We start from the raw sequence: 19,344 nt of genomic DNA, 5'->3' as shown, positions 1-19,344 counted from the left end.
TATTTAGCCCACCACCGAGCCCATTTGGAAAATTGGTAGATACATGGCAATCACCAGACCCCCTACCAGCACCCCCAAAATAGCCATAATCATCGGTTCCATCAGACTTGTTAACCCGTCTACGGCGTTATCCACTTCGTTTTCATAATAAGTCGCCACTTTATCAAGCATCTCCTCTAGACTACCTGACTCTTCACCAATACCAACCATTTGGATAGCCATACTCGGAAAAAGATTGGTAGAACGCATCGAAAACTGTAGTTGTTGACCCGTCGCAACATCGCCTTTAATTTTTTGCGTCGCATTATAAAACACCACATTGTTGGTTGCCCCAGCGGTTGAATCTAACGCATCAATCAGCGGCACACCTGCTGCAAAAGTGGTAGATAAAGTACGGGAAAAACGGGCAACCACCGCTTGATAAGCAATATTGCCAAAGATTGGCAATTTTAAGGTAAGTCGGTCTAAAAAATCATTAAAGGGCTTGCTACGTTTTTTAGCTTCAGAAAAGCCAACGACAGCCCCTGCAATGCCAAATAGCAATAACCACCACCATTTTTGCATCCACTCCGACATACTGACGACCATCCGGGTAAACGCGGGTAACTCTGCGCCAAATGAATTGAATAAATCAGCAAACACCGGTACTACTTTAACCAGCAAAATAATGGTAACGATAATCGCAACCACGATAACCGCAATCGGGTATTTCAAGGCTTTTTTAATTTTTGCTTTTAGTAGCTCACTTTTTTCTTTGTACGTCGCGACACGCTCAAGCATGGTTTCAAGCGCACCCGACTGCTCACCTGCCTCTACTAATGAACAAAACAGGTCATCAAAATATCTGGGATGTTTGCGCAGCGCAGCAGCAAAGGTGCTCCCTGATTCCACTTCTGACTTGACACTAAGCACCAACTCTTTCATTGAGGGGTTATCGAGCGCATCTGCAACGATTTCAAACGACTGAGTAAGGGGAACGCCCGCTTTCATCATCGTAGCCAACTGCCGCACAAAGATAGCAATATCAATTGCCTTGATGCTTTTTTTCATTTGAAAAATAGGCTTAGGTTTTTTCTTAATCGTCTTGACTTTGATGCCTTGCTTGCGTAGTTGCGCTTTTGCCAGCTCAATATTGCGGCTGGTGGTTTCGCCTTTAACTTTTTCGCCACGGCGATTGACCCCATCATAGACAAAGTCTAATAACATTTCTGTTTGGACTTTTGCCATACCCTTAACCCCTTACTATCTGAACTAATCTTCAATAAAGACGGACGAAAAACGCACTATTCGCTAGTAACTCGATACATCTCTTGGATACTGGTCGTGCCTTTTAGAACCTTTAAAATGCCAGAGCGCCTTAAATCCCTAAACCCTTGCTTTAAGGCAGCGTCTTTAATCTCAATAGCGTTGCCGTCTTCCATAATAATTCGGGCAATCTCTGGTGTTACTTTCATCACTTCATAAATACCAACGCGTCCTTTATAGCCATCGCGGCATTCAGAGCAGCCAACAGGCTCATAAATGACATTGCTGGGATCTGCCAAATCTTCTTCCGTAAAGCCCATTTCAAGCAAGCTATGTTTTGGTACATCTGTCGGTTTTTTGCAGGATTTACACAGGCGACGGGCTAAGCGCTGTGCGATTACCAAATTGACTGAGGTGGCAATGTTAAAGGATGCCACACCCATATTACGCAGACGCGTTAAGGTTTCTGGCGCTGAGTTGGTATGCAAGGTTGACAGCACCATATGCCCTGTTTGTGCAGCTTTGACAGCAATTTCCGCCGTTTCCAAGTCACGAATCTCACCGACCATCACAATATCAGGGTCTTGACGCAAGAATGATTTGAGCGCACTGGCAAAGGTCAAGCCAACTTTATTATTTACGTTGACCTGATTGATGCCTTCAAGGTTAATTTCAACGGGATCTTCTGCGGTGGAAATATTGGTCTCAACTGTGTTTAAGATATTAAGACCGGTGTACAAGGAGACGGTTTTACCCGAACCAGTAGGGCCGGTAATCAATAACATCCCTTGCGGTTTTGCCAGCGCATCCATAAATAGCTGCTTTTGGTCCGGCTCATAGCCGAGTGCATCAATGCCTAGCATCGCTGATGATGGGTCTAAAATACGCAGTACGATTTTTTCACCAAATAAGGTTGGCAGTGAGTTGACACGAAAATCAATCGCCTTATCCTTGGAGATTTTTAATTTGATACGACCATCTTGCGGCACGCGGCGTTCAGAGATGTCCATTTGTGACATGACTTTTAGGCGGGCAGCAATTTTACCCGCTAGCTGTGTCGGTGGATTTGCCATTTTTTCCAACACCCCATCAATACGAAAACGCACGCGATAAGATTTTTCATAGGGTTCAAAGTGTAAGTCTGAGGCGCCCATGGTAATGGCTTTGATGAGCATCCCATTTATAAACTTGACGACAGGCGCTTCATCATTGATATCTAAATGACTGGTGGCACTATTGTCGTCATCGGCACGGGTTTCATCAAACTCCACCGCTTCCATATCATCAAAATCAGCTAAATCGCTGGTAGCAAAGATTTTTTCGATGAGTGATTTGATTTTGTGGTGTTCGGCAACCACTGTTTCTACAGTAAACCTTGTACCAAACCGCAGCGCGTCTAAAGCATCTACCCGAGTTGGGTCACTCATGGCAACAAATAAGCGGCTACCTCGTTGGAAAATCGGCAGAATATTAAATTCGCGAATAATTTTTTCATCAACCGCTTCTTTTGGAATATAGTTGACATTGATGGCATCCAAATCAATGAGTGGATCGCCAAATTCTCGCGAAATTACCCACGCTACTGCGTCAGGTTGCGCAAGCTTATTATCAACCACATAGGCGATTAAATTTGTTTTTTGCTGCTGCGATTCTGCCAATACTTTTTGCATTGCTGCTTCGCTAATTAGTCCTTCATGCACTAATCGCGATGCAATGCCACCAAAACCAGGAAGGGATGCCGCCATCGTTTTTCTCGTTTACTCAATATTTATTCAAATGGGCTAATGTTTGTTAGTGTAAACTATTCATTTATATATTAACAAATCATTCTCGACAAATCCGTGAATTCAACGATAAATAATTTTTTATCGCATTTTATCTCCATCAATCAACTTTCATAAAACTGTTTTATACTTTATCCCTTCTTTAAACACCTCACTTGCGTAACCCAATAATTTATTCGGCAAATCGCTGCAATTGCTTATATAATACCTACCATTTTACGCCTAGTATTCTAAATACTCCTATTTTCATATCGTGATATTTTTAAATGGTAATGTTTTACCTCATGATATGTTAAATAGCGTTACTTATATTTTAATGTTATCTTGACATTTATACTTTGCAAATTCATAGATAACCACTTACCTCAATTGACAGGGACATTATGAAAGCATCTGATTATGTAGCAAATTGGCAGAATTCTTGGGTGATTGCTAATTGGAAAATGAATCCTAGCACACAGCTGACTGTCACAGCCCTCATGACCGATTTGCAGCAGCAGCTACCGGCAGATGCACTGCAAAGCTGTAACGTGGTTGTCGCCCCGAGTTTTATGCATTTATCGACCACGCAACAAGCCATCCAACATGGATCATGTAACATCGGGCTAGCTGCGCAAAACTTATGTGCACAACACGCCGATAAAGGCGCGTTTACTGGGGAGGTTTCGGGTGCTCAGCTCAAGGACGCTCAGGTAAATTACGTTTTAGTCGGACATTCAGAACGCCGTCAATATTTTAATGAAGATGACGCTTGTTTAATCCAAAAAATTCGCAATGCCTTTGCACACGATTTAACCGTTGTTTTTTGTATCGGTGAAACACAAGCCCAGTATGAGCAAAATCAGACCCAAGATGTGCTAGCAGCACAATTAATGGTAGTTAAACAACTAGCCGCTGAATTTGCTAATACCCAATCTGAAAACGCCCAATTGAGTAACTTAGCATCACGATTGATTATTGCTTATGAACCGGTTTGGGCAATTGGTACAGGTAAAATCCCAACCATACAAGAAGTACAAAATATTCATGCTTTTATCAACATCACATTAATGGACATGGATGCCTCTTTAGCGACCACACCGATATTGTATGGTGGCAGTGTGAAAGCGGATAATGCTGCAGAAATCGCCCAATGCCCAAATGTAAGTGGGGTGTTGGTAGGCGGGGCGTCACTAGACGCGACTGGCTTTACACAAATTATTCAAGCATTTGCCCAGATTTAAGGTAAAATATCACCCATTTAAAATTTCTTACTTTTGCCACTGACAGCGTTCTTGTTGGGGATTAGTGCTATCAATTTTTGTAGAGATAAGTATGTATAATGCAATTTTAGTGGTTCACATCATTGTCGCCATTTCAATGATTGGTCTGATTTTAGTTCAACATGGTAAAGGTGCCGATGCCGGCGCTTCATTTGGTGCAGGTGGTTCGGCAACCGTATTTGGTGCGTCTGGCTCTGCCAACTTTTTGACGCGCTTGACGGCGGTTTTAACAGCAATTTTCTTTATTACCAGTATGACACTGGCAGTATTTGCTAAACAGCAATCGCTATCTAGCCGTACCCTTGATACCAGCCTAGCGACCAATACTGCGCCTGCAAGCCCTACACCAACGACGCCTACACCTGCCAAATAAGTTATTAAAAAAAATGTTGCGTTATTGGTAGTTTTGACCTAGAATACAGCGTCTATTTTAGAGTGTTGTTATTTAAAAAATAGCTTGGTTAAAGTAGTTTGGTTTTTTGCGATTGTGGTGGAATTGGTAGACACGCTACCTTGAGGTGGTAGTGCCGCAAGGTGTGAGGGTTCGAGTCCCTCCATTCGCACCAACTAAATTAATTTTAAATAACTGTTGACAAGGTTAATATCTCACTCTATAATACGCTCTCTAAATTGTTGCGGGGTGGAGCAGTCTGGTAGCTCGTCGGGCTCATAACCCGAAGGTCGTTGGTTCAAATCCAGCCCCCGCTACCACTTTTCTAGTAGCATTGCTTTGGTATCATTACTAGAAAAATCAATTTAGACACACTTTTATTGATTTAAAAGCCCACCAATTAGTTTGTGGGTTTTTTTGTATCTGTTGGTTTCGAAAAAACTTAAGTTTTGCTAAATTAGCGGTTGCGTTTTAGTAATGTGCCAATTTTTAAAATTAGCTTTTAAAATCAACAAAGATGTTAATAATCAACTGTAAAGGATATCATGAAACTATCAACGAAAGTTGCTGAACTGACCCAAATCATTGAGCCAGCAGTAACTGCCTGTGATGTGAGCTTGTGGGGTATTGAATTTGTACCACAAGGTCGACGCTCTCTTCTTCGTATTTATATTGAAGCCCTACCTGAAGACCGTGCCGAAGGCAAACAAGTCACTATTGAAGACTGTGCTGCGGTCACCCACCAAGTCGGTGGTGTGTTGGACTTGCACGACCCGATTGCAGGCGAGTATCTACTTGAGGTGTCTTCACCCGGTTTGGATCGCGCGTTTTTTTCTGCTGAGCAGCTGCATGACTATGTGGGGCAAACCCTCAGCTTACGATTGATTCATGCAATTGGACAAGGTAGTGATAAGCGCCGTAAAGTAACAGGCGAATTGGTCAATATTGACGAGCACCAGTTGACAGTCAAAACCGAAAATGATCAAGGCAATGACCAACCTTTAGCCATCGAGCTTGATAATATTGATAAAGCCAATTTGGTCTACCAATTTTAGCTTTTAAATTTGGGGTTAATGCCTTTTTTACGCTATGTCTTCTAGCTAACTTTTTTCTAGCTAAAAGCAAGATTTTAAAGAATAAAGTCTAGAATGACTTAAATTATAGGTGATTACATGAATCGAGAAATTTTAACGGTCGTTGAAACCGTCAGTAATGAAAAAGGCTTAAATCCTGAAGATATTTTTGAAGCGATTGAGCAAGCATTGGTGGTATCGACCAAAAAGAAACTTTATAGTGAGCAACCTGAAGTTGCCATTCGCGTCCATATCAATCGCAAAACAGGTGACTATGACACTTACCGTTATTGGACAGTAGTGGCAGATGAAGATCATGAGATGCCTGCCTGTCAGCTAGCGATTAGCGATTTGGATGAAAACGAATGGAAAATCGGCGACATTAAAGAAGAACAAATCGAGTCCATTGAATTTGGTCGTATTGCCGCTACCCAAGCCAAACAAGTCATCATTCAAAAAATCCGTGAAGCTGAACGCTCACTGGTGGCAGATGCGTTTGAACATCGTATCGGCGAGATGATTACCGGTGAAGTCAAAAAACCGGCGCGCGATGGTTACATCATTGATTTGGGCGATAATGTCGAAGCCTATCTACCGCGCGATAAAATGTTGCCGCGTGAGCAGCTACGCATCAAAGGTCGTATCAATGCGATTTTAGAACAAGTCAATCGTGATAACCGTGGTGCCCAGCTTGTATTGTCTCGTACCTCACCACAAATGCTGACAGCACTGATGCAAAAAGAAGTACCAGAGATTGCTGAGCAAATCATTGAAATTCGTGATGTTGCCCGTCAACCTGGCTTACGTGCTAAGATTTCAGTCAAAACCAATGACCATCGTATCGACCCTGTCGGTGCTTGTATTGGTATGCGTGGCACCCGTATCCAAGCCGTGCAACAAGAGCTTGACGGCGAGCGTATTGACGTAGTGGTATGGTCGGATGATCCGGTGCAGTACATTATCAGCGCTTTGGAACCTGCGGATGTTGATCGTATTATTCTTGATGAAGATACCAAAACGGCGGATATCATCTTTGCCACTAACGATCAGTTGGCCCGTGCGATTGGCTCACAAGGTCAAAACGTGCGCCTTGCATCAGAATTAACAGGCTATCGTCTTAACATGATGCTCGAAGACGAGTACAATGCTCAACAAGAATCAGAAACCAAAGTGTATCGCGATCTATTCTACACACGTCTTGAAGTCGATGAAGATTTGGCACAAGCCTTGGTGGATATTGGATTTACCTCACTTGAAGAAGTTGCGTATGTCCCTGCTGAGACTTTCTACGACATCGATGGGCTAGATGATGACGCCATCGACGCAATCCAAGAACGTGCCAAAGAAGCGGTGATTGCCGATGAATTGGTCAAACAACAAAATATTAAAGAGCCAAGCCAAGAGCTTCTAAACCTTGAAGGCATGACTCAAGCATGGGCCTACAAGCTTGCCGAACGTGATGTCATCACCGTCGACGACCTTGCCGAACAAGCCATCTTTGATATCCAAGATATCGAAGGTCTTGATGAAAAGACCGCAGGTGAGCTTATTATGAAAGCCCGTGAATCATGGTTTAATTAAAAAAGGTGTATGAATGGCAGATAAAACCGTAAAAGAACTTGCAGCAATGACCACAAAGACCGTTGAAGCAATTAATAATCAACTGGTCAAGGCAGGGCTGTCTGCGCGCGGTGACAATGACATCGTCACCGATAGCGAACAACAAAAACTGGTCAACTTTTTACAACAAAGTCATGGTCAAAATGACAAACCTCGCATTAGCTTAAAAAGCAAAACTACTTCTACTGCGCGTGTGACAGGCACTTCTGGTAAAGCCAAAAGTGTCAATGTTGAAGTGCGCAAAAAAATGGTATTTGATAAGCCAAATCCCAATAAAATTGCTGAAGAGCTAGCATCTCGTGAAGCAGCGATGAAAGACGCTGAAGAAAAAGCGCGTTTGGCAAAAGAAAAAGCCGCCCAAGAACAAGCTGAAAAAGACAAAGCCAGACAAGCGGCTGAAGCGCGACAACAAGCTACGCTTGCAGCAATGCGTGCTAACTTAGGTGGTGGTAGTCAAGCTGCCAAAGAACACACAACCACCAGTGTGGTAGTGAAAAAAGGCAACAAAACCGCTGCAATTGAAGTCAAAAAAGCTGAGAAAAAACCTGCGCCGAAAAAAGAATCGGACAGTGAACGCAAAGCGCGTGAAGCAGAAGAAGAACGCTTACGTCAAATCGAATCAGAAAATCGCCGTAAAGCCGCTGAAGAAGCTCAGCAGCGTACCCTTGAGCAAATGCGTCAAATGGCGAGTAAATACAGCGAAACCGATACTGAAACTACGATGGTTGTCAAAAAAGATGAACCATTGGCCGAAGGTTTGGTGGGCGCAGCGCTTGAAGATTCATTTGAACAAGAACGCCGTGAAATCAAACGTGGAACCGCAAGCACTGCCAACAAAAACCGTCGTCGTCGCCGTGACGATGAAGGTGAGCAAGAGATTAAGAACCGTGGTCGCGGCTTAAAATCCTCGCAAGCCAATAGACATAAATTTGAAAAACCGGTTGAGAAAATCGTGCATAACGTTGAAATCGGTGAGACCATCGTGGTATCTGAACTTGCCCAAAAAATGGCAATCAAAGTACGCGAAGTCGTCAAAATGTTGATGAAAATGGGCGAGTTGGTCCGTGAAAACGAATCTATCGACCAAGAAACCGCTGCCCTACTTGTTGAAGAAATGGGTCATAACCCAGTGCTTGTGAGTTCAACACAAGTTGAAGATTCACTACGTGAAGCGGTTGGCGAGAAAAGTAGCAACGTCCAAGCGCGTCCGCCTGTGGTTACCATCATGGGTCACGTTGACCACGGTAAAACGTCACTGCTCGATAAGATCCGTTCTAGTAAAGTGGCATCGGGCGAGGCAGGTGGTATTACTCAGCATATCGGTGCTTATCATGTGCAGACTGACCAAGGTGTTATTACTTTCTTAGACACCCCAGGTCACGCCGCATTTACCGCGATGCGTTCTCGTGGTGCCAAAGCGACAGACATCGTGGTGTTAGTGGTTGCAGCCGATGACGGTATGATGCCGCAGACGGCTGAAGCGATTGACCATGCGCGTGCCGCAGGTACCCCGATTATTGTAGCTATCAACAAGATGGATAAAGACAGCGCCGATCCAGACCGCGTTCTTAACGAATTGACCACCAAAGAAGTCGTTCCTGAAGAATGGGGCGGTGACACACCGGTAGTCAAAGTCTCTGCGTTAACAGGTCAAGGTATCGATGAATTGCTTGAAGTGATTAACCTACAAGCAGAAGTGATGGAACTTGAAGTCGCTACTGACGGTGCAGCGCAAGGTGTGGTAATTGAATCACGTCTTGAAAAAGGTCGCGGTGCTGTGGTTAGCTTGCTGGTTAAACAAGGTACTTTAAATCAAGGTGACTTGGTACTTGCTGGCGAATATTATGGTCGCGTCCGTGCTATGACTGATGAAAACGGTCAAAAAATCACCTCAGCGGGTCCTTCGATTCCTGTTGAAATCTTAGGCCTGCCTGATACACCAGCAGCTGGTAGCGAGTTTATGGTGGTTTCAGATGAGAAACGTGCGCGCGAAGTTGCAGAATATCGCACGGTTCGTGAGCGTGAAAAAGTGCTTGAACGTCAAGCCAAATCACGCTTAGAAAACTTATTTGACCAGATGAGCGATGCCAAACTGCCTTCCGTTAATTTGATTCTTAAAACTGACGTTCGAGGTTCACTAGAAGCCTTGTTAACCGCGCTTGATGAATTATCTACGGATGAAGTTAAAGTCAAAGTCATCTCATCGGGTGTCGGTCCAATCACCGAATCGGATGTGGTACTCGCTGAATCAAGTGAAGCAGTGTTATTAGGCTTCAACGTTCGTGCTGATACCGCCGCCAAACGCAAAGCGGATGAAGCAGGCTTAGATATTCGCTACTATAGTGTTATCTATGGCTTAATTGATGACGTCAAAGCAGCAATGAGCGGTTTACTTGCGCCAGAACATCGTGAGCAAATCTTGGGTATCGCAGAAGTACGTGAAGTCTTCCACTCTAGTCGCTTTGGTTATGCAGCGGGTTGTATGGTGACGGAAGGTAATATTATCCGCAACAAGCCAATTCGGGTATTGCGTGATGACCAAGTTATTTTCACCGGTCAATTACAATCATTACGTCGTTTTAAAGAGGATGTTAATGAGGTGCGTGCTGGTATGGAGTGTGGTCTTGCGGTAAAAGGTTATGAAGTCAAAGAAGGCGATAAGATTGAAGTCTTCGAAATTCATGAAGTCAAACGTACCTTATAAGCTAAGCTGACAACCTAATACTGCCAGCTTGCTATTAGCAACCTTCCCACAGGTCTAATTAATCTAGGTTAATTAGACCTTTTTTTACTATAAAAAGGATTACCAATGAATCAACGTTTACAACGTCTTGCCGATCAAATTCAGCGCGACCTAGCGGTTTTGATTCGTGACGAGATTAACGACCCACGGTTGACGGGGTTTGTGACCATTTCTAGTGTCAAAATCAGCCCGGACTTGGGTTATGCTGATATCTATGTCACCATCATGGAAAAGTCGATGGATGATGCCATGGCAAAAGATTATCATACCGAAAGCTTAGAAGTGCTGAACAAAGCCTCAGGTTTTCTGCGTACTGAGCTCAGTCATTTGCTAAAAACTCGTACTACGCCACGTCTGCGCTTTCACTATGATGAAGTGACCGCTAACGCTAACTATATGATGAACCTCATTTCTAAAGCCGTACAAAGTAGCGAAGGTCAACCATCAGACGACTGATGCGTTGTAGGCCATGACGAGCCTAGACGAGCTTATTTGTCACTTTGAGTCATTAACAGGGATGTTGAATGCAGTTACTTTGGGGTATCATTAAGTTTATCGTCATTATTCTTTCAAGTCTGTGGGTCGGGGTGTTCGTGTGGACACATCAGCCCTTAGGCAGATATGTCAGTCTGGCACTGATTAGTGTATGGGTATTTTTCACCCTTGCTGTTTTGGTCAGTATCATCAAACCGACCCTATTTTCATCCCTACTTTCTCATCAGTCTTTATTATTGATTTTTTTTGCGGTGGTGGCGATTGCCATTGCATGCTTTTTTTCGATGTCAGCTAGCAATGCGCGGGATTGGAACCCCGAGGTTGCCCAAATGTTAGACTATCGGCTTGACAGTGATGGCAATACACTCACCATTAGCAATGTTAGAAATTTTGATTGGCAAGATAAAACCCATTTTGAGCCGCGCTGGGAAACTAGGCAATACGAGTTGGCAAAACTGCAAACGGTTGATTTTATCGCCTCCTATTGGATGGGCGATGCCATTGCCCATACGCTAGTGAGTTTTGGGTTTAGTGATGGCAAGCAGCTTGCGTTATCCATCGAGATTCGCAAAGAAGTCAATGAACAATTTAGTACGCTGGGTGGATTTTTTCGCAAGTTTGAATTGGTGATTATCGCTGCCGATGAAAAAGATATTATTTATACCCGTAGTAATATCCGTCATGAAGATGTTTATATTTATCCCATCAATATGCCAAAACACCATATTCAAGCGCTGCTGCTTGCGTATCTAGCGAAAGCCAAGTCCTTAAAAACGCAGCCGACATGGTATAATTCATTGGTAAATAACTGTACCACGGCAATTTATGAGCTGATTGACGATATCCAACCTTTGCCATTTGATTATCGTATCCTGTTATCTGGCTATATTCCCAGTTATCTGTATGACCAGCAATTGATTGATAACCGCTATAGCTTGCAGCAGTGGCAACAACGGGCACACATTAACCCTAAGTCAAAGCCGTATTCTGTCAACCACCCTATTAGCACAGCAGATTACTCGCGGCTGATTCGAACCGACTTTTAATGAATTGATAAATCCATAACATGATGACCCAACCAAAAACAAAATCCATCGTCTCTGGCGTCCTACTGATTGATAAACCGCAAGGGATGAGCTCCCAGCAAGTGGTATCAAAAGTCAAATACTTGCTCAAATCTGATGTGCACGACAGTAAAAAAGCGGGTCATACCGGTACCCTTGACCCAATGGCAACAGGCTTGCTGCCGATTTGTCTGGGAGAGGCGACCAAGTTTAGCCATTATCAACTTGATGCGATCAAATCTTACCAAGCCATTATCAAACTCGGCGAGCAAACCGATACAGGGGATGCTGAAGGTCAGATAATTGCCACTATCCCTGTACCAAATGTGACACAAGCAATGTTACAAAGCGTCACTGAACAATTTTTGGGTGAGATAATGCAGGTTCCGCCCATGTACTCCGCGCTCAAAAAAGACGGCAAAAAACTGTATGAACTAGCGCGTGAAGGTATTGAAGTGGAGCGTGCAGCACGTCCTCTCACCATTTATAAGCTGTCACTTACTCCCCTATCCGCTCAACAATTGCAATTAACCGTCACTTGCTCCAAAGGCACTTATGTGCGCGTGCTAGCTGAAGATATAGCCAAAGCGCTGGGGACGCTAGGACATCTGACAGCGCTTAGACGTATACAGACGGGCGATTTTGAGATTGCTAATGCCATCACATTAGCCGATTTTGCCGCGCTCGATATTGCAGCGCGGCTTGATAAGCTATTAGCGGTGGATGCCTGCGTTCGCTCATTGCCAAGTCTGCTATTAGACGATAGCCAATCAAAGCGCATCCGGCAAGGTCAACGCTTAAATGTCAAAACGACGATGTTAACTCAGCAGCTTATCTTAACCGCCAATCAAACTTTTCGCTTGTTTGACGACCATCAGCAATTTTTGGGTACAGGGCTACTTGAACCCAATGGTCGTTTACAACCGCTGAAGCTAGTTAATTTAAACCAGCCACAGTAAGTCAGTAAACTTATCATCTTGCTAATTTTTTGCTGTATTCACATAATTTGCTCAATGAGCGGTGTGATGTCACAAAGCGAGTACGTTTTTTATGCATTGATACAAAACGTGACGCTTTGCTAGCAGTTTTTATCCCGCGATTTTTTTATTCTTAGTGGTGTTGATTCATTTGGTTCTTTGCTTAGCAAGCTTTGCTAATAAAGAACAAACAGCGGTTTATTTAGATACCTTTATATAATTAATAAAAATATGATTAATAAAATAAAAATCAAATAATAATCTCAAAATAAAGCGCGTACCTTACAGATGAATCGATAACAACAACAATTTTTTTCTTTAACTCAAATAATGAAATAATAGGATAATTACCATGGCTAAGATTGCTATTTTACTTGATACCGACTTTGAACAAGTTGAATATACCCAAACCAATGACCTGCTTAAAGCTAAAGGACACCAAACCACTTTAATCACCACACAACCCCAAAAACAAGTGCGCGGGCTTAATCATACTGACCCTGCTGACACCTTTACCGCTGATTTATTAATTGGTGAAGCCAATGCAGCCGATTATGATGCGATTGTATTACCAGGTGGCGGTGCCAATGCCGATGTGTTGCGGGCAAATACCGATGCACAAGCGATGGTAAAAGCGTTCATGAATGCCGGTAAACCTGTCGCAGCGATTTGTCATGCCCCGTGGATTTTTGCGGATACTGAAATTGCTCGTGGTAAAAAATTAACCGCTTATAAAACCATCGCTGTTGACCTAAAAAATGCAGGTGCGCAGTTTGAAGACAAATCAGTGGTGATAGATGGTAATTTGATTACCAGTCGTCAACCTGAAGATATTCCAGATTTTACTGAAGCCATTGACCAAGCACTGACTAAATAAGCTTGAATAAGCATAAGAAAAGGAGATTGCCATGCAACCCACTACTATGACAGATATTGATAAAATGGACAAGAAAGCGCCTGACGCGACGTTTGTTGCCGATACTACGCCTAATGATGCGGACGAAGTGACTTCTGATAAACTCACCACCGCGCCACAAGAGCAGCTTGACCGTCTGCATAGCGAAACCCCCAAACAGCCCACGGGCAATCAGTAAATTGAAAGCTTGAATCTATTGAAAGCCTTAATAAATTCAACACCCTAATGCAAATTAGGGTTTTTTTATTGGGTAATATTTGGTAAAATAATGCTCCTTTTTGACGGTTAACTACTGAGAAGCGTGGTTATCCTGATTTTTTTACACTAATCGACTCGATAGTTAGCCGATTAGGCTTCTCATTTTATGCTAAAAAAGCTAGGAAAATATTATGTTGACTAACCAAGACCGCGCAGACGTAATCGCAAAATTCCAACGCGCTGAAAACGACACAGGTTCACCTGAAGTTCAAGTGGCATTATTAACGGCGCGTATCAATGACTTACAACCACACTTTAAAGCACACAAAGCTGACCATCACAGCCGTCGTGGTTTGATTCGTATGGTTAACTCACGCCGTACGTTACTTGACTACTTAAAACGTAAAGATGCAAACCGTTATACTGCACTCATCAATGAATTAGGCTTACGTCGCTAATTTATCAGCGCATTATGAGCTTTATTCAATCAGCGGCTGCTTTTGGGTAGCCGCTTTTTTATGGGTTCAATATTTTTAGCGAATTTTTTTCACTTTTACCCTACCTGTTAGCTTAGTCATTACCCATCGCTTGCTATTAGTGGTTAAAGCGCAGTTAAAAGGTGGTGATTCGCCACAAAACTAGGTAAAATAGACAACGCATTGTGCCTTCACAATTGCAGTTTACACTTACTTTTTTCAAAGTATTTTTTAATTTAGGCTGATTTAAGGCTGCTATCAGGCGAATTGGTAGATTGCTTCTAACGTTTGTATTTTTTGAAAAGAACACAAACGTTAGGGGCTATTACTAAAACTTAAATCGCCCTATTTCATCACACAAAGGATAAAACCGCATTATGTTTAATATCATTACTAAAGAATTCCAATATGGTAATCAACAAGTTACGTTAGAAACGGGTCGTATCGCACGCCAAGCTAATTCAGTGGTCGTGCACATGGGCGGCGTCTCTGTGCTAGTCGCTGTTGTGGTAAAAGACGAGGCGCAAGCGGGTCAAAACTTTTTTCCATTGACCGTCAACTACCAAGAAAAAATGTACGCTGCTGGTAAAATCCCAGGTGGCTATGGCAAACGCGAAGGGCGCCCATCTGAGATGGAAACCTTGACTTCACGCCTCATTGACCGCCCGATTCGTCCATTGTTCCCAGAAGGCTACTTCAACGAAATCCAAGTGACCGCCACGGTGATTTCGTCAGACAAAACACAAGATGCTGATATCGCAGCGATGATTGGTACTTCAGCGGCATTGGCGATTTCATCAGCGCCATTTAATGGTCCGATTGGTGCAGCACGTGTCGGTTTTATCAACGATGAATATGTACTAAACCCAAACCATGAAGCGCTAAAACAAAGCTCGCTTGATTTGGTGGTTGCGGGTACGTCGTCTGCGGTATTGATGGTCGAATCTGAAGCCAAAGAACTATCAGAAGACCAAATGCTTGGCGCGGTACTATACGGTCACGCGCAGCAACAAGTCGTGATTGATGCCATTAATGAATTTGCCAAAGAAGTTGGCGTACAAAAAAACCAATTCGTTGCCCCTGCCGTCAACGAAGCCTTAGAAACTGCCCTACAAAATCAATTTGCTGCAGCGATTTCAGAAGCGTATACCATCAGCGAAAAAGCCAGCCGTTATACTCGCCTTGATGAAATCAAAAACCAAGCCATTGAAGCCTTAGCCGGTGACGCAGAAGCCGAAGGCTACGCCGACAACGTGGCACAAATCAAAGAACTATTTGAGACCCTAAAATACCGTACGGTACGTGACAATATTTTGTCTGGCAAACCCCGTATCGATGGTCGTGACTTACAAACTGTCCGTGCCCTAGACATCCAAGTTGGCGTACTGCCTTACACGCATGGTTCAGCGCTATTTACGCGCGGTGAAACGCAAGCACTCGTTACCACCACGCTTGGCAACAGCCGTGATGTGAACATGATTGACACCCTTGCGGGCACCAAACAAGACCACTTCATGCTGCATTATAACTTCCCAAGTTATTCAGTGGGCGAAACGGGTCGTGACAGCGGTCCAAAACGCCGTGAAATCGGTCATGGTCGTCTAGCACGCCGCGGTGTACAGGCTATGCTGCCAGATAGTGACCGTTTCCCATACGTGATTCGTATCGTATCTGACATCACCGAATCCAATGGTTCATCATCAATGGCATCTGTCTGTGGCGCATCACTGGCGTTAATGGATGCCGGCGTACCACTAAAAGCGCCTGTTGCTGGTATCGCAATGGGTCTGGTTAAAGAAGGCGAGCGTTTTGCTGTGCTGTCTGACATCTTGGGTGATGAAGACCACCTAGGCGATATGGACTTTAAAGTCGCGGGTTCTGCCAATGGCGTGACTGCCCTACAGATGGATATCAAAATCGAAGGTATCACCCCAGAGATTATGGAAAAAGCCCTGCACCAAGCGCATGCGGGTCGTATCCATATTTTAAATGCGATGAATGAAGTGATTGCAACCAGCCGTAAAGAAATCAACGCCCATGCACCAAACTTTGCGGTAATTGATATCGACCCTGAAAAAATCCGTGACGTGATTGGTAAAGGTGGTGCAACCATTCGCCAACTGACTGAAGAAACAGGCGCAGTGATTGATATTGATGACAACGGTACCATTCGTATCTTTGGTGAAAACAAAGCCGCGACCAAAGCCGCGATTGCTAAAATCGAGGCGATTACGGCAGAAGTAGAAGTCGGCAAGACTTATACAGGTAAAGTGGCTCGTATTGTTGAGTTTGGTGCGTTTGTCAATGTATTACCTAACACTGACGGTTTGGTGCATATCTCACAAATCTCTGATGCGCGTATCGAGAATGTGAATGATGTGCTAAAAGAAGGTCAAATGGTGAATGTACTGGTACAAGATATCGACAACCGTGGTCGCATTAAGCTCACCATGAAAGGCGTGGATCAAACCATCGCGCCAGCTGCACCTGCTGATACTGAAACGCCAGCGGCTGAATAGTTTTATTAAAATGTAGCTATCAAAAATTAAAAACCGCTTTATCGTAAGGTAAAGCGGTTTTTTTGGGACAAATTTTGGCAAACGCTATGAAACCATCATTACAGTAATTAGAAAAAATGCCCGATGATGAGAAGGTTTTGACCGCGTTAACATTTTACTACTTGCAATATACCGATGGCGACAATGAATCACTGAGTAGCCCTCGATAAAATCCTAACCCTTAAAAACTATTTAAACTAATAGCGTTAGCGATAAACCACCACATTCAAACTACTCACAGGCTGAAGGTATTTTTCAAACAGTGGCAATATATCGTCATCAAAACTTTTATCCTTTGGCACAATAAGCTCATCACTTGCCAATATCGCCACACGGCGAATACCTTGATACCGTCCCCAATCGAACATAATTTTCTCTAACCTTTGTAACGCTGACACGATATACTCAACATGCGGCGGATTTTCGGCAAATTCTGTGATTGCCATATCCACGATGAACTGTGGCTTTGATAACGCCCCACCGACTGCCATACCCGCCAAATCACGCTGCGGCGTAAACTGTAACACATCACCAAGTAACAGCTGCGAACGCTCACAGGCTTGCTTGTAAACGGTGTAATGCTCAGGATACAGCGATTGGTATTTAAGTAAGGTGCGATGACGAAAAACACCTGATACCGGGACGGGCATAATGAGCGCTTGATAGCGGTCTTGAAACAAGGTTTTTTTATCGACTTGGGTCAGCACTACTTAGCTTTCCAGTTGTTTATTGGTGGTTATTTGTGGGTGCTTATTTGTTGGCGGCTTTTTGCTGCTCAAGCTTTGCAACTTGCTGTTCTAGCAGCTGGATACGCTCTTCTTTTTTACTACTCAGCTCATTCATCATACGCAGCTGGTCTTGCATCATGGTTTCTTGCTCTTTTAGCTGCGCGCTCTGCTCTGACAATCGACTCAGCTCTTCTTTGGCAAGCGCCGGATCTTCAGGAAGTGTCGGCTTAAGAATTTCTTCTGGCGTGATTGCCGGTAGTGCTGGGGTCGCATGGGCTGAGCTAGAGTTAGCATCCACTACGACGGTTGACGCGGCAGGCAAGCTAGCGCTAGCTTGGGGTTTTACTATAGGCGCTGTAGTTTCGGCTGTTGCATGTGCTTGGGTCTGCGTCTGTGTCTGCATCTGTGACTGCGCGGTGGATTTGTTGGGCTCGCTTGACTGCCCCATAAAAAACCATGCTAAGGCAGCCATTGCCAACCCTGCACCCACTAGTAACCCAAGTTGATTGCTTTTTTTTACCGTCCGTTTCGCTAGTGGTTGACTTGGCGGTCTTAAAAATGGGTTTGGCGTCTGGGCGATAACCGCTTTACTTTCGGGTTCTGTTTTGGTTAACACGACGGGTGGCATCGTTTCGATAGCCTCGATAGTCTCGATAATTTTTTTATCATTACTTTCATCACTATTTTCATCATTACTTTGTGATGCGATGGGCTGTGGTTGCGCGTTATGGGGGTCTGATTCTAGACTTAGTTCTAGGTCTGGGTCTGGCTTAACTTCTAGCGGTAGGTTATCAATATCAAATATCAGCGCGTTATCGGTTGTCTGTGACGGTACCGGCTGTGACACTGTTGATGTATTGGCAGTGTCTTCGATAGTCACAGTGATGTAGGGTTCAACATCACTGGGTAGCTCATCCAAATCAAAATCATCAAAACTGAGCTTTTTGGGTGCGAGGGTATCAGCCGCTTTTGTGTTATCTGCCGTATAGTCCGTTTTGCCATGAAGTAATTCGTCTTCCAACTGGTTTAAATCAATGGTATCTAGCGAAAACGCATTTTTGATTGCTGTCTTTTCTAGGGATGTGTCTGGAGGTATGTCTGGGTAGTTAGTCGCTTGCATCGGCGGCTGATTAGTCGTACCAAGCGGCAACGGATTATCTGACACGCCTATCATTGGATTTTCAGCCAGCTGTGATGATGGATGGGCATCTTTGCTAGTCGGGGCTGTAGAGGCTATAGAGTTATTGTCTTTTTTTAGGCTAAATAATTTCATGTTGGGTCAATATCCCTATCCATGTCGGGCGGGTCAGATGTCTGTACGATTTAATGCTAGCGATGTATATGCCAAGCTGGCATGAAAATGATGGTGTACATTCGTTTGCTTGTTACTATAACAAACCGCAATCAAAAATAACAACGTTTGAGACAAAAACCTACTTTGACCGCCATACTTTGACCACCCTAATTGTATCAAGGGCATTTAAACTCGTTAACCTTGTCAAAATTTACCCAAACCGCTTAAACTTGGCTTATTTAAACCTAACAATAACCGCGCCATCGTCGCCATAATGAACGGTTTCCTGATGATTGGATTGCTGAATGTCAATGATCTCATCGGGTGTTGGGCGACGCTCGGTATAACCACATGCCGTACACTCGATATACTCATCATACTCGGGCTGATATAGCTGAATCTGAACAACTTTATCCAGTGCTTTACAGCTTGGACAAGCCACCCCCGCCAAAAATTGACGTTTGGGGCGATTGGATTGATATCTCATAGCTTCTTCTTTTTACTAGCCTGTATTTTGGCA

General features: G+C 43.8%; 17 protein-coding genes and 2 tRNA genes. 14 read left to right on the top strand and 5 right to left on the bottom strand.

Features of this window, described 5'->3' with window-relative positions; translation table 11 throughout:
- Positions 1-3: 3 nt before the first annotated feature.
- Together RT064_RS04275 and pilB are read right to left on the bottom strand one after the other, a co-directional pair.
- On the bottom strand, positions 4-1,227 hold the full coding sequence (locus RT064_RS04275; protein ID WP_313061836.1) for a type II secretion system F family protein: 1,224 nt from the start codon (positions 1,225-1,227) through the stop codon (positions 4-6).
- Between the two features lie 56 nt (positions 1,228-1,283).
- Positions 1,284-2,990 carry a type IV-A pilus assembly ATPase PilB gene (gene pilB, locus RT064_RS04270; RefSeq protein WP_313061832.1) on the bottom strand — a complete coding sequence of 569 codons (1,707 nt, stop codon included), beginning with the start codon at positions 2,988-2,990 and terminating at the stop codon, positions 1,284-1,286.
- Between the two features lie 422 nt (positions 2,991-3,412).
- Between pilB and tpiA the strand changes: the two genes are divergently transcribed.
- From tpiA to pnp, 14 genes are all read left to right on the top strand, one after another.
- Positions 3,413-4,252, top strand: a complete 840-nt coding sequence (tpiA, locus tag RT064_RS04265) for a triose-phosphate isomerase (RefSeq protein ID WP_313061831.1) — start codon at positions 3,413-3,415, stop codon at positions 4,250-4,252.
- Positions 4,253-4,343: 91 nt separating this feature from the next.
- Positions 4,344-4,664 (top strand): preprotein translocase subunit SecG, encoded by a 321-nt coding sequence (secG, locus tag RT064_RS04260; protein ID WP_036594931.1) that lies wholly within the window; start codon positions 4,344-4,346, stop codon positions 4,662-4,664.
- A 108-nt stretch (positions 4,665-4,772) separates the two neighbouring features.
- A tRNA-Leu gene (locus tag RT064_RS04255) sits at positions 4,773-4,857 on the top strand.
- A 68-nt stretch (positions 4,858-4,925) separates the two neighbouring features.
- A tRNA-Met gene (locus RT064_RS04250) sits at positions 4,926-5,002 on the top strand.
- 225 nt (positions 5,003-5,227) lie between these two features.
- On the top strand, positions 5,228-5,737 hold the full coding sequence (gene rimP, locus RT064_RS04245) for a ribosome maturation factor RimP (RefSeq protein WP_313061828.1): 510 nt from the start codon (positions 5,228-5,230) through the stop codon (positions 5,735-5,737).
- A gap of 117 nt (positions 5,738-5,854) precedes the next feature.
- A complete protein-coding gene (gene nusA, locus RT064_RS04240) occupies positions 5,855-7,336 on the top strand; it encodes a transcription termination factor NusA (RefSeq protein ID WP_062332403.1) in 1,482 nt (493 codons plus the stop codon).
- Positions 7,337-7,349: 13 nt separating this feature from the next.
- Positions 7,350-10,079 carry a translation initiation factor IF-2 gene (gene infB / locus RT064_RS04235; RefSeq protein ID WP_313061826.1) on the top strand — a complete coding sequence of 910 codons (2,730 nt, stop codon included), beginning with the start codon at positions 7,350-7,352 and terminating at the stop codon, positions 10,077-10,079.
- Between the two features lie 105 nt (positions 10,080-10,184).
- Positions 10,185-10,574, top strand: coding sequence for a ribosome-binding factor A (locus RT064_RS04230; RefSeq protein ID WP_007115084.1), 390 nt, complete (start codon positions 10,185-10,187; stop codon positions 10,572-10,574).
- A 68-nt stretch (positions 10,575-10,642) separates the two neighbouring features.
- On the top strand, positions 10,643-11,659 hold the full coding sequence (locus RT064_RS04225; protein ID WP_313061824.1) for an Lnb N-terminal periplasmic domain-containing protein: 1,017 nt from the start codon (positions 10,643-10,645) through the stop codon (positions 11,657-11,659).
- A 23-nt stretch (positions 11,660-11,682) separates the two neighbouring features.
- A complete protein-coding gene (truB, locus tag RT064_RS04220) occupies positions 11,683-12,636 on the top strand; it encodes a tRNA pseudouridine(55) synthase TruB (protein WP_472796502.1) in 954 nt (317 codons plus the stop codon).
- A 370-nt stretch (positions 12,637-13,006) separates the two neighbouring features.
- Positions 13,007-13,531, top strand: a complete 525-nt coding sequence (locus RT064_RS04215; protein ID WP_313061820.1) for a type 1 glutamine amidotransferase domain-containing protein — start codon at positions 13,007-13,009, stop codon at positions 13,529-13,531.
- Positions 13,532-13,562: 31 nt separating this feature from the next.
- Positions 13,563-13,748: a hypothetical protein gene (locus RT064_RS04210; protein WP_159768273.1), complete on the top strand. Its 186-nt coding sequence runs from the start codon at positions 13,563-13,565 to the stop codon at positions 13,746-13,748.
- Between the two features lie 208 nt (positions 13,749-13,956).
- Positions 13,957-14,226, top strand: a complete 270-nt coding sequence (gene rpsO / locus RT064_RS04205; RefSeq protein ID WP_159772411.1) for a 30S ribosomal protein S15 — start codon at positions 13,957-13,959, stop codon at positions 14,224-14,226.
- 395 nt (positions 14,227-14,621) lie between these two features.
- A complete protein-coding gene (gene pnp / locus RT064_RS04200) occupies positions 14,622-16,763 on the top strand; it encodes a polyribonucleotide nucleotidyltransferase (RefSeq protein ID WP_313061816.1) in 2,142 nt (713 codons plus the stop codon).
- 245 nt (positions 16,764-17,008) lie between these two features.
- Here pnp and RT064_RS04195 read toward each other — a convergent pair whose 3' ends face one another.
- From RT064_RS04195 to RT064_RS04185, 3 genes are all read right to left on the bottom strand, one after another.
- Entirely contained in the window at positions 17,009-17,509 is a 501-nt protein-coding gene (locus tag RT064_RS04195) for a hypothetical protein (RefSeq protein WP_313061815.1), read from the bottom strand.
- Positions 17,510-17,552: 43 nt separating this feature from the next.
- Complete coding sequence (locus RT064_RS04190) at positions 17,553-18,803, bottom strand: hypothetical protein (RefSeq protein ID WP_313061812.1); 1,251 nt, start codon at positions 18,801-18,803, stop codon at positions 17,553-17,555.
- Between the two features lie 256 nt (positions 18,804-19,059).
- Positions 19,060-19,311: a YheV family putative metal-binding protein gene (locus RT064_RS04185; RefSeq protein ID WP_313061809.1), complete on the bottom strand. Its 252-nt coding sequence runs from the start codon at positions 19,309-19,311 to the stop codon at positions 19,060-19,062.
- Between the last annotated feature and the right edge of the window lie 33 nt (positions 19,312-19,344).

The sequence above is a fragment of the Moraxella sp. CTOTU49097 genome, assembly GCF_032064105.1.
In the GTDB taxonomy this organism is placed as follows: Bacteria; Pseudomonadota; Gammaproteobacteria; order Pseudomonadales; family Moraxellaceae; genus Faucicola; species Faucicola osloensis_B.
The sequence above is the reverse complement of the archived record's forward strand: the minus strand, read 5'-3'. Positions and strand labels throughout refer to the sequence as shown.

Coding starts and splice junctions, on each gene's coding strand:
- RT064_RS04275 (WP_313061836.1), bottom strand. CDS start 1,227: ATGGCAAAAGTCCAAACAGAAATGTTATTAGACTTTGTCTATGATGGG.
- pilB (WP_313061832.1), bottom strand. CDS start 2,990: ATGGCGGCATCCCTTCCTGGTTTTGGTGGCATTGCATCGCGATTAGTG.
- tpiA (WP_313061831.1), top strand. CDS start 3,413: ATGAAAGCATCTGATTATGTAGCAAATTGGCAGAATTCTTGGGTGATT.
- secG (WP_036594931.1), top strand. CDS start 4,344: ATGTATAATGCAATTTTAGTGGTTCACATCATTGTCGCCATTTCAATG.
- rimP (WP_313061828.1), top strand. CDS start 5,228: ATGAAACTATCAACGAAAGTTGCTGAACTGACCCAAATCATTGAGCCA.
- nusA (WP_062332403.1), top strand. CDS start 5,855: ATGAATCGAGAAATTTTAACGGTCGTTGAAACCGTCAGTAATGAAAAA.
- infB (WP_313061826.1), top strand. CDS start 7,350: ATGGCAGATAAAACCGTAAAAGAACTTGCAGCAATGACCACAAAGACC.
- RT064_RS04230 (WP_007115084.1), top strand. CDS start 10,185: ATGAATCAACGTTTACAACGTCTTGCCGATCAAATTCAGCGCGACCTA.
- RT064_RS04225 (WP_313061824.1), top strand. CDS start 10,643: ATGCAGTTACTTTGGGGTATCATTAAGTTTATCGTCATTATTCTTTCA.
- truB (WP_472796502.1), top strand. CDS start 11,683: ATGACCCAACCAAAAACAAAATCCATCGTCTCTGGCGTCCTACTGATT.
- RT064_RS04215 (WP_313061820.1), top strand. CDS start 13,007: ATGGCTAAGATTGCTATTTTACTTGATACCGACTTTGAACAAGTTGAA.
- RT064_RS04210 (WP_159768273.1), top strand. CDS start 13,563: ATGCAACCCACTACTATGACAGATATTGATAAAATGGACAAGAAAGCG.
- pnp (WP_313061816.1), top strand. CDS start 14,622: ATGTTTAATATCATTACTAAAGAATTCCAATATGGTAATCAACAAGTT.
- RT064_RS04190 (WP_313061812.1), bottom strand. CDS start 18,803: ATGAAATTATTTAGCCTAAAAAAAGACAATAACTCTATAGCCTCTACA.
- RT064_RS04185 (WP_313061809.1), bottom strand. CDS start 19,311: ATGAGATATCAATCCAATCGCCCCAAACGTCAATTTTTGGCGGGGGTG.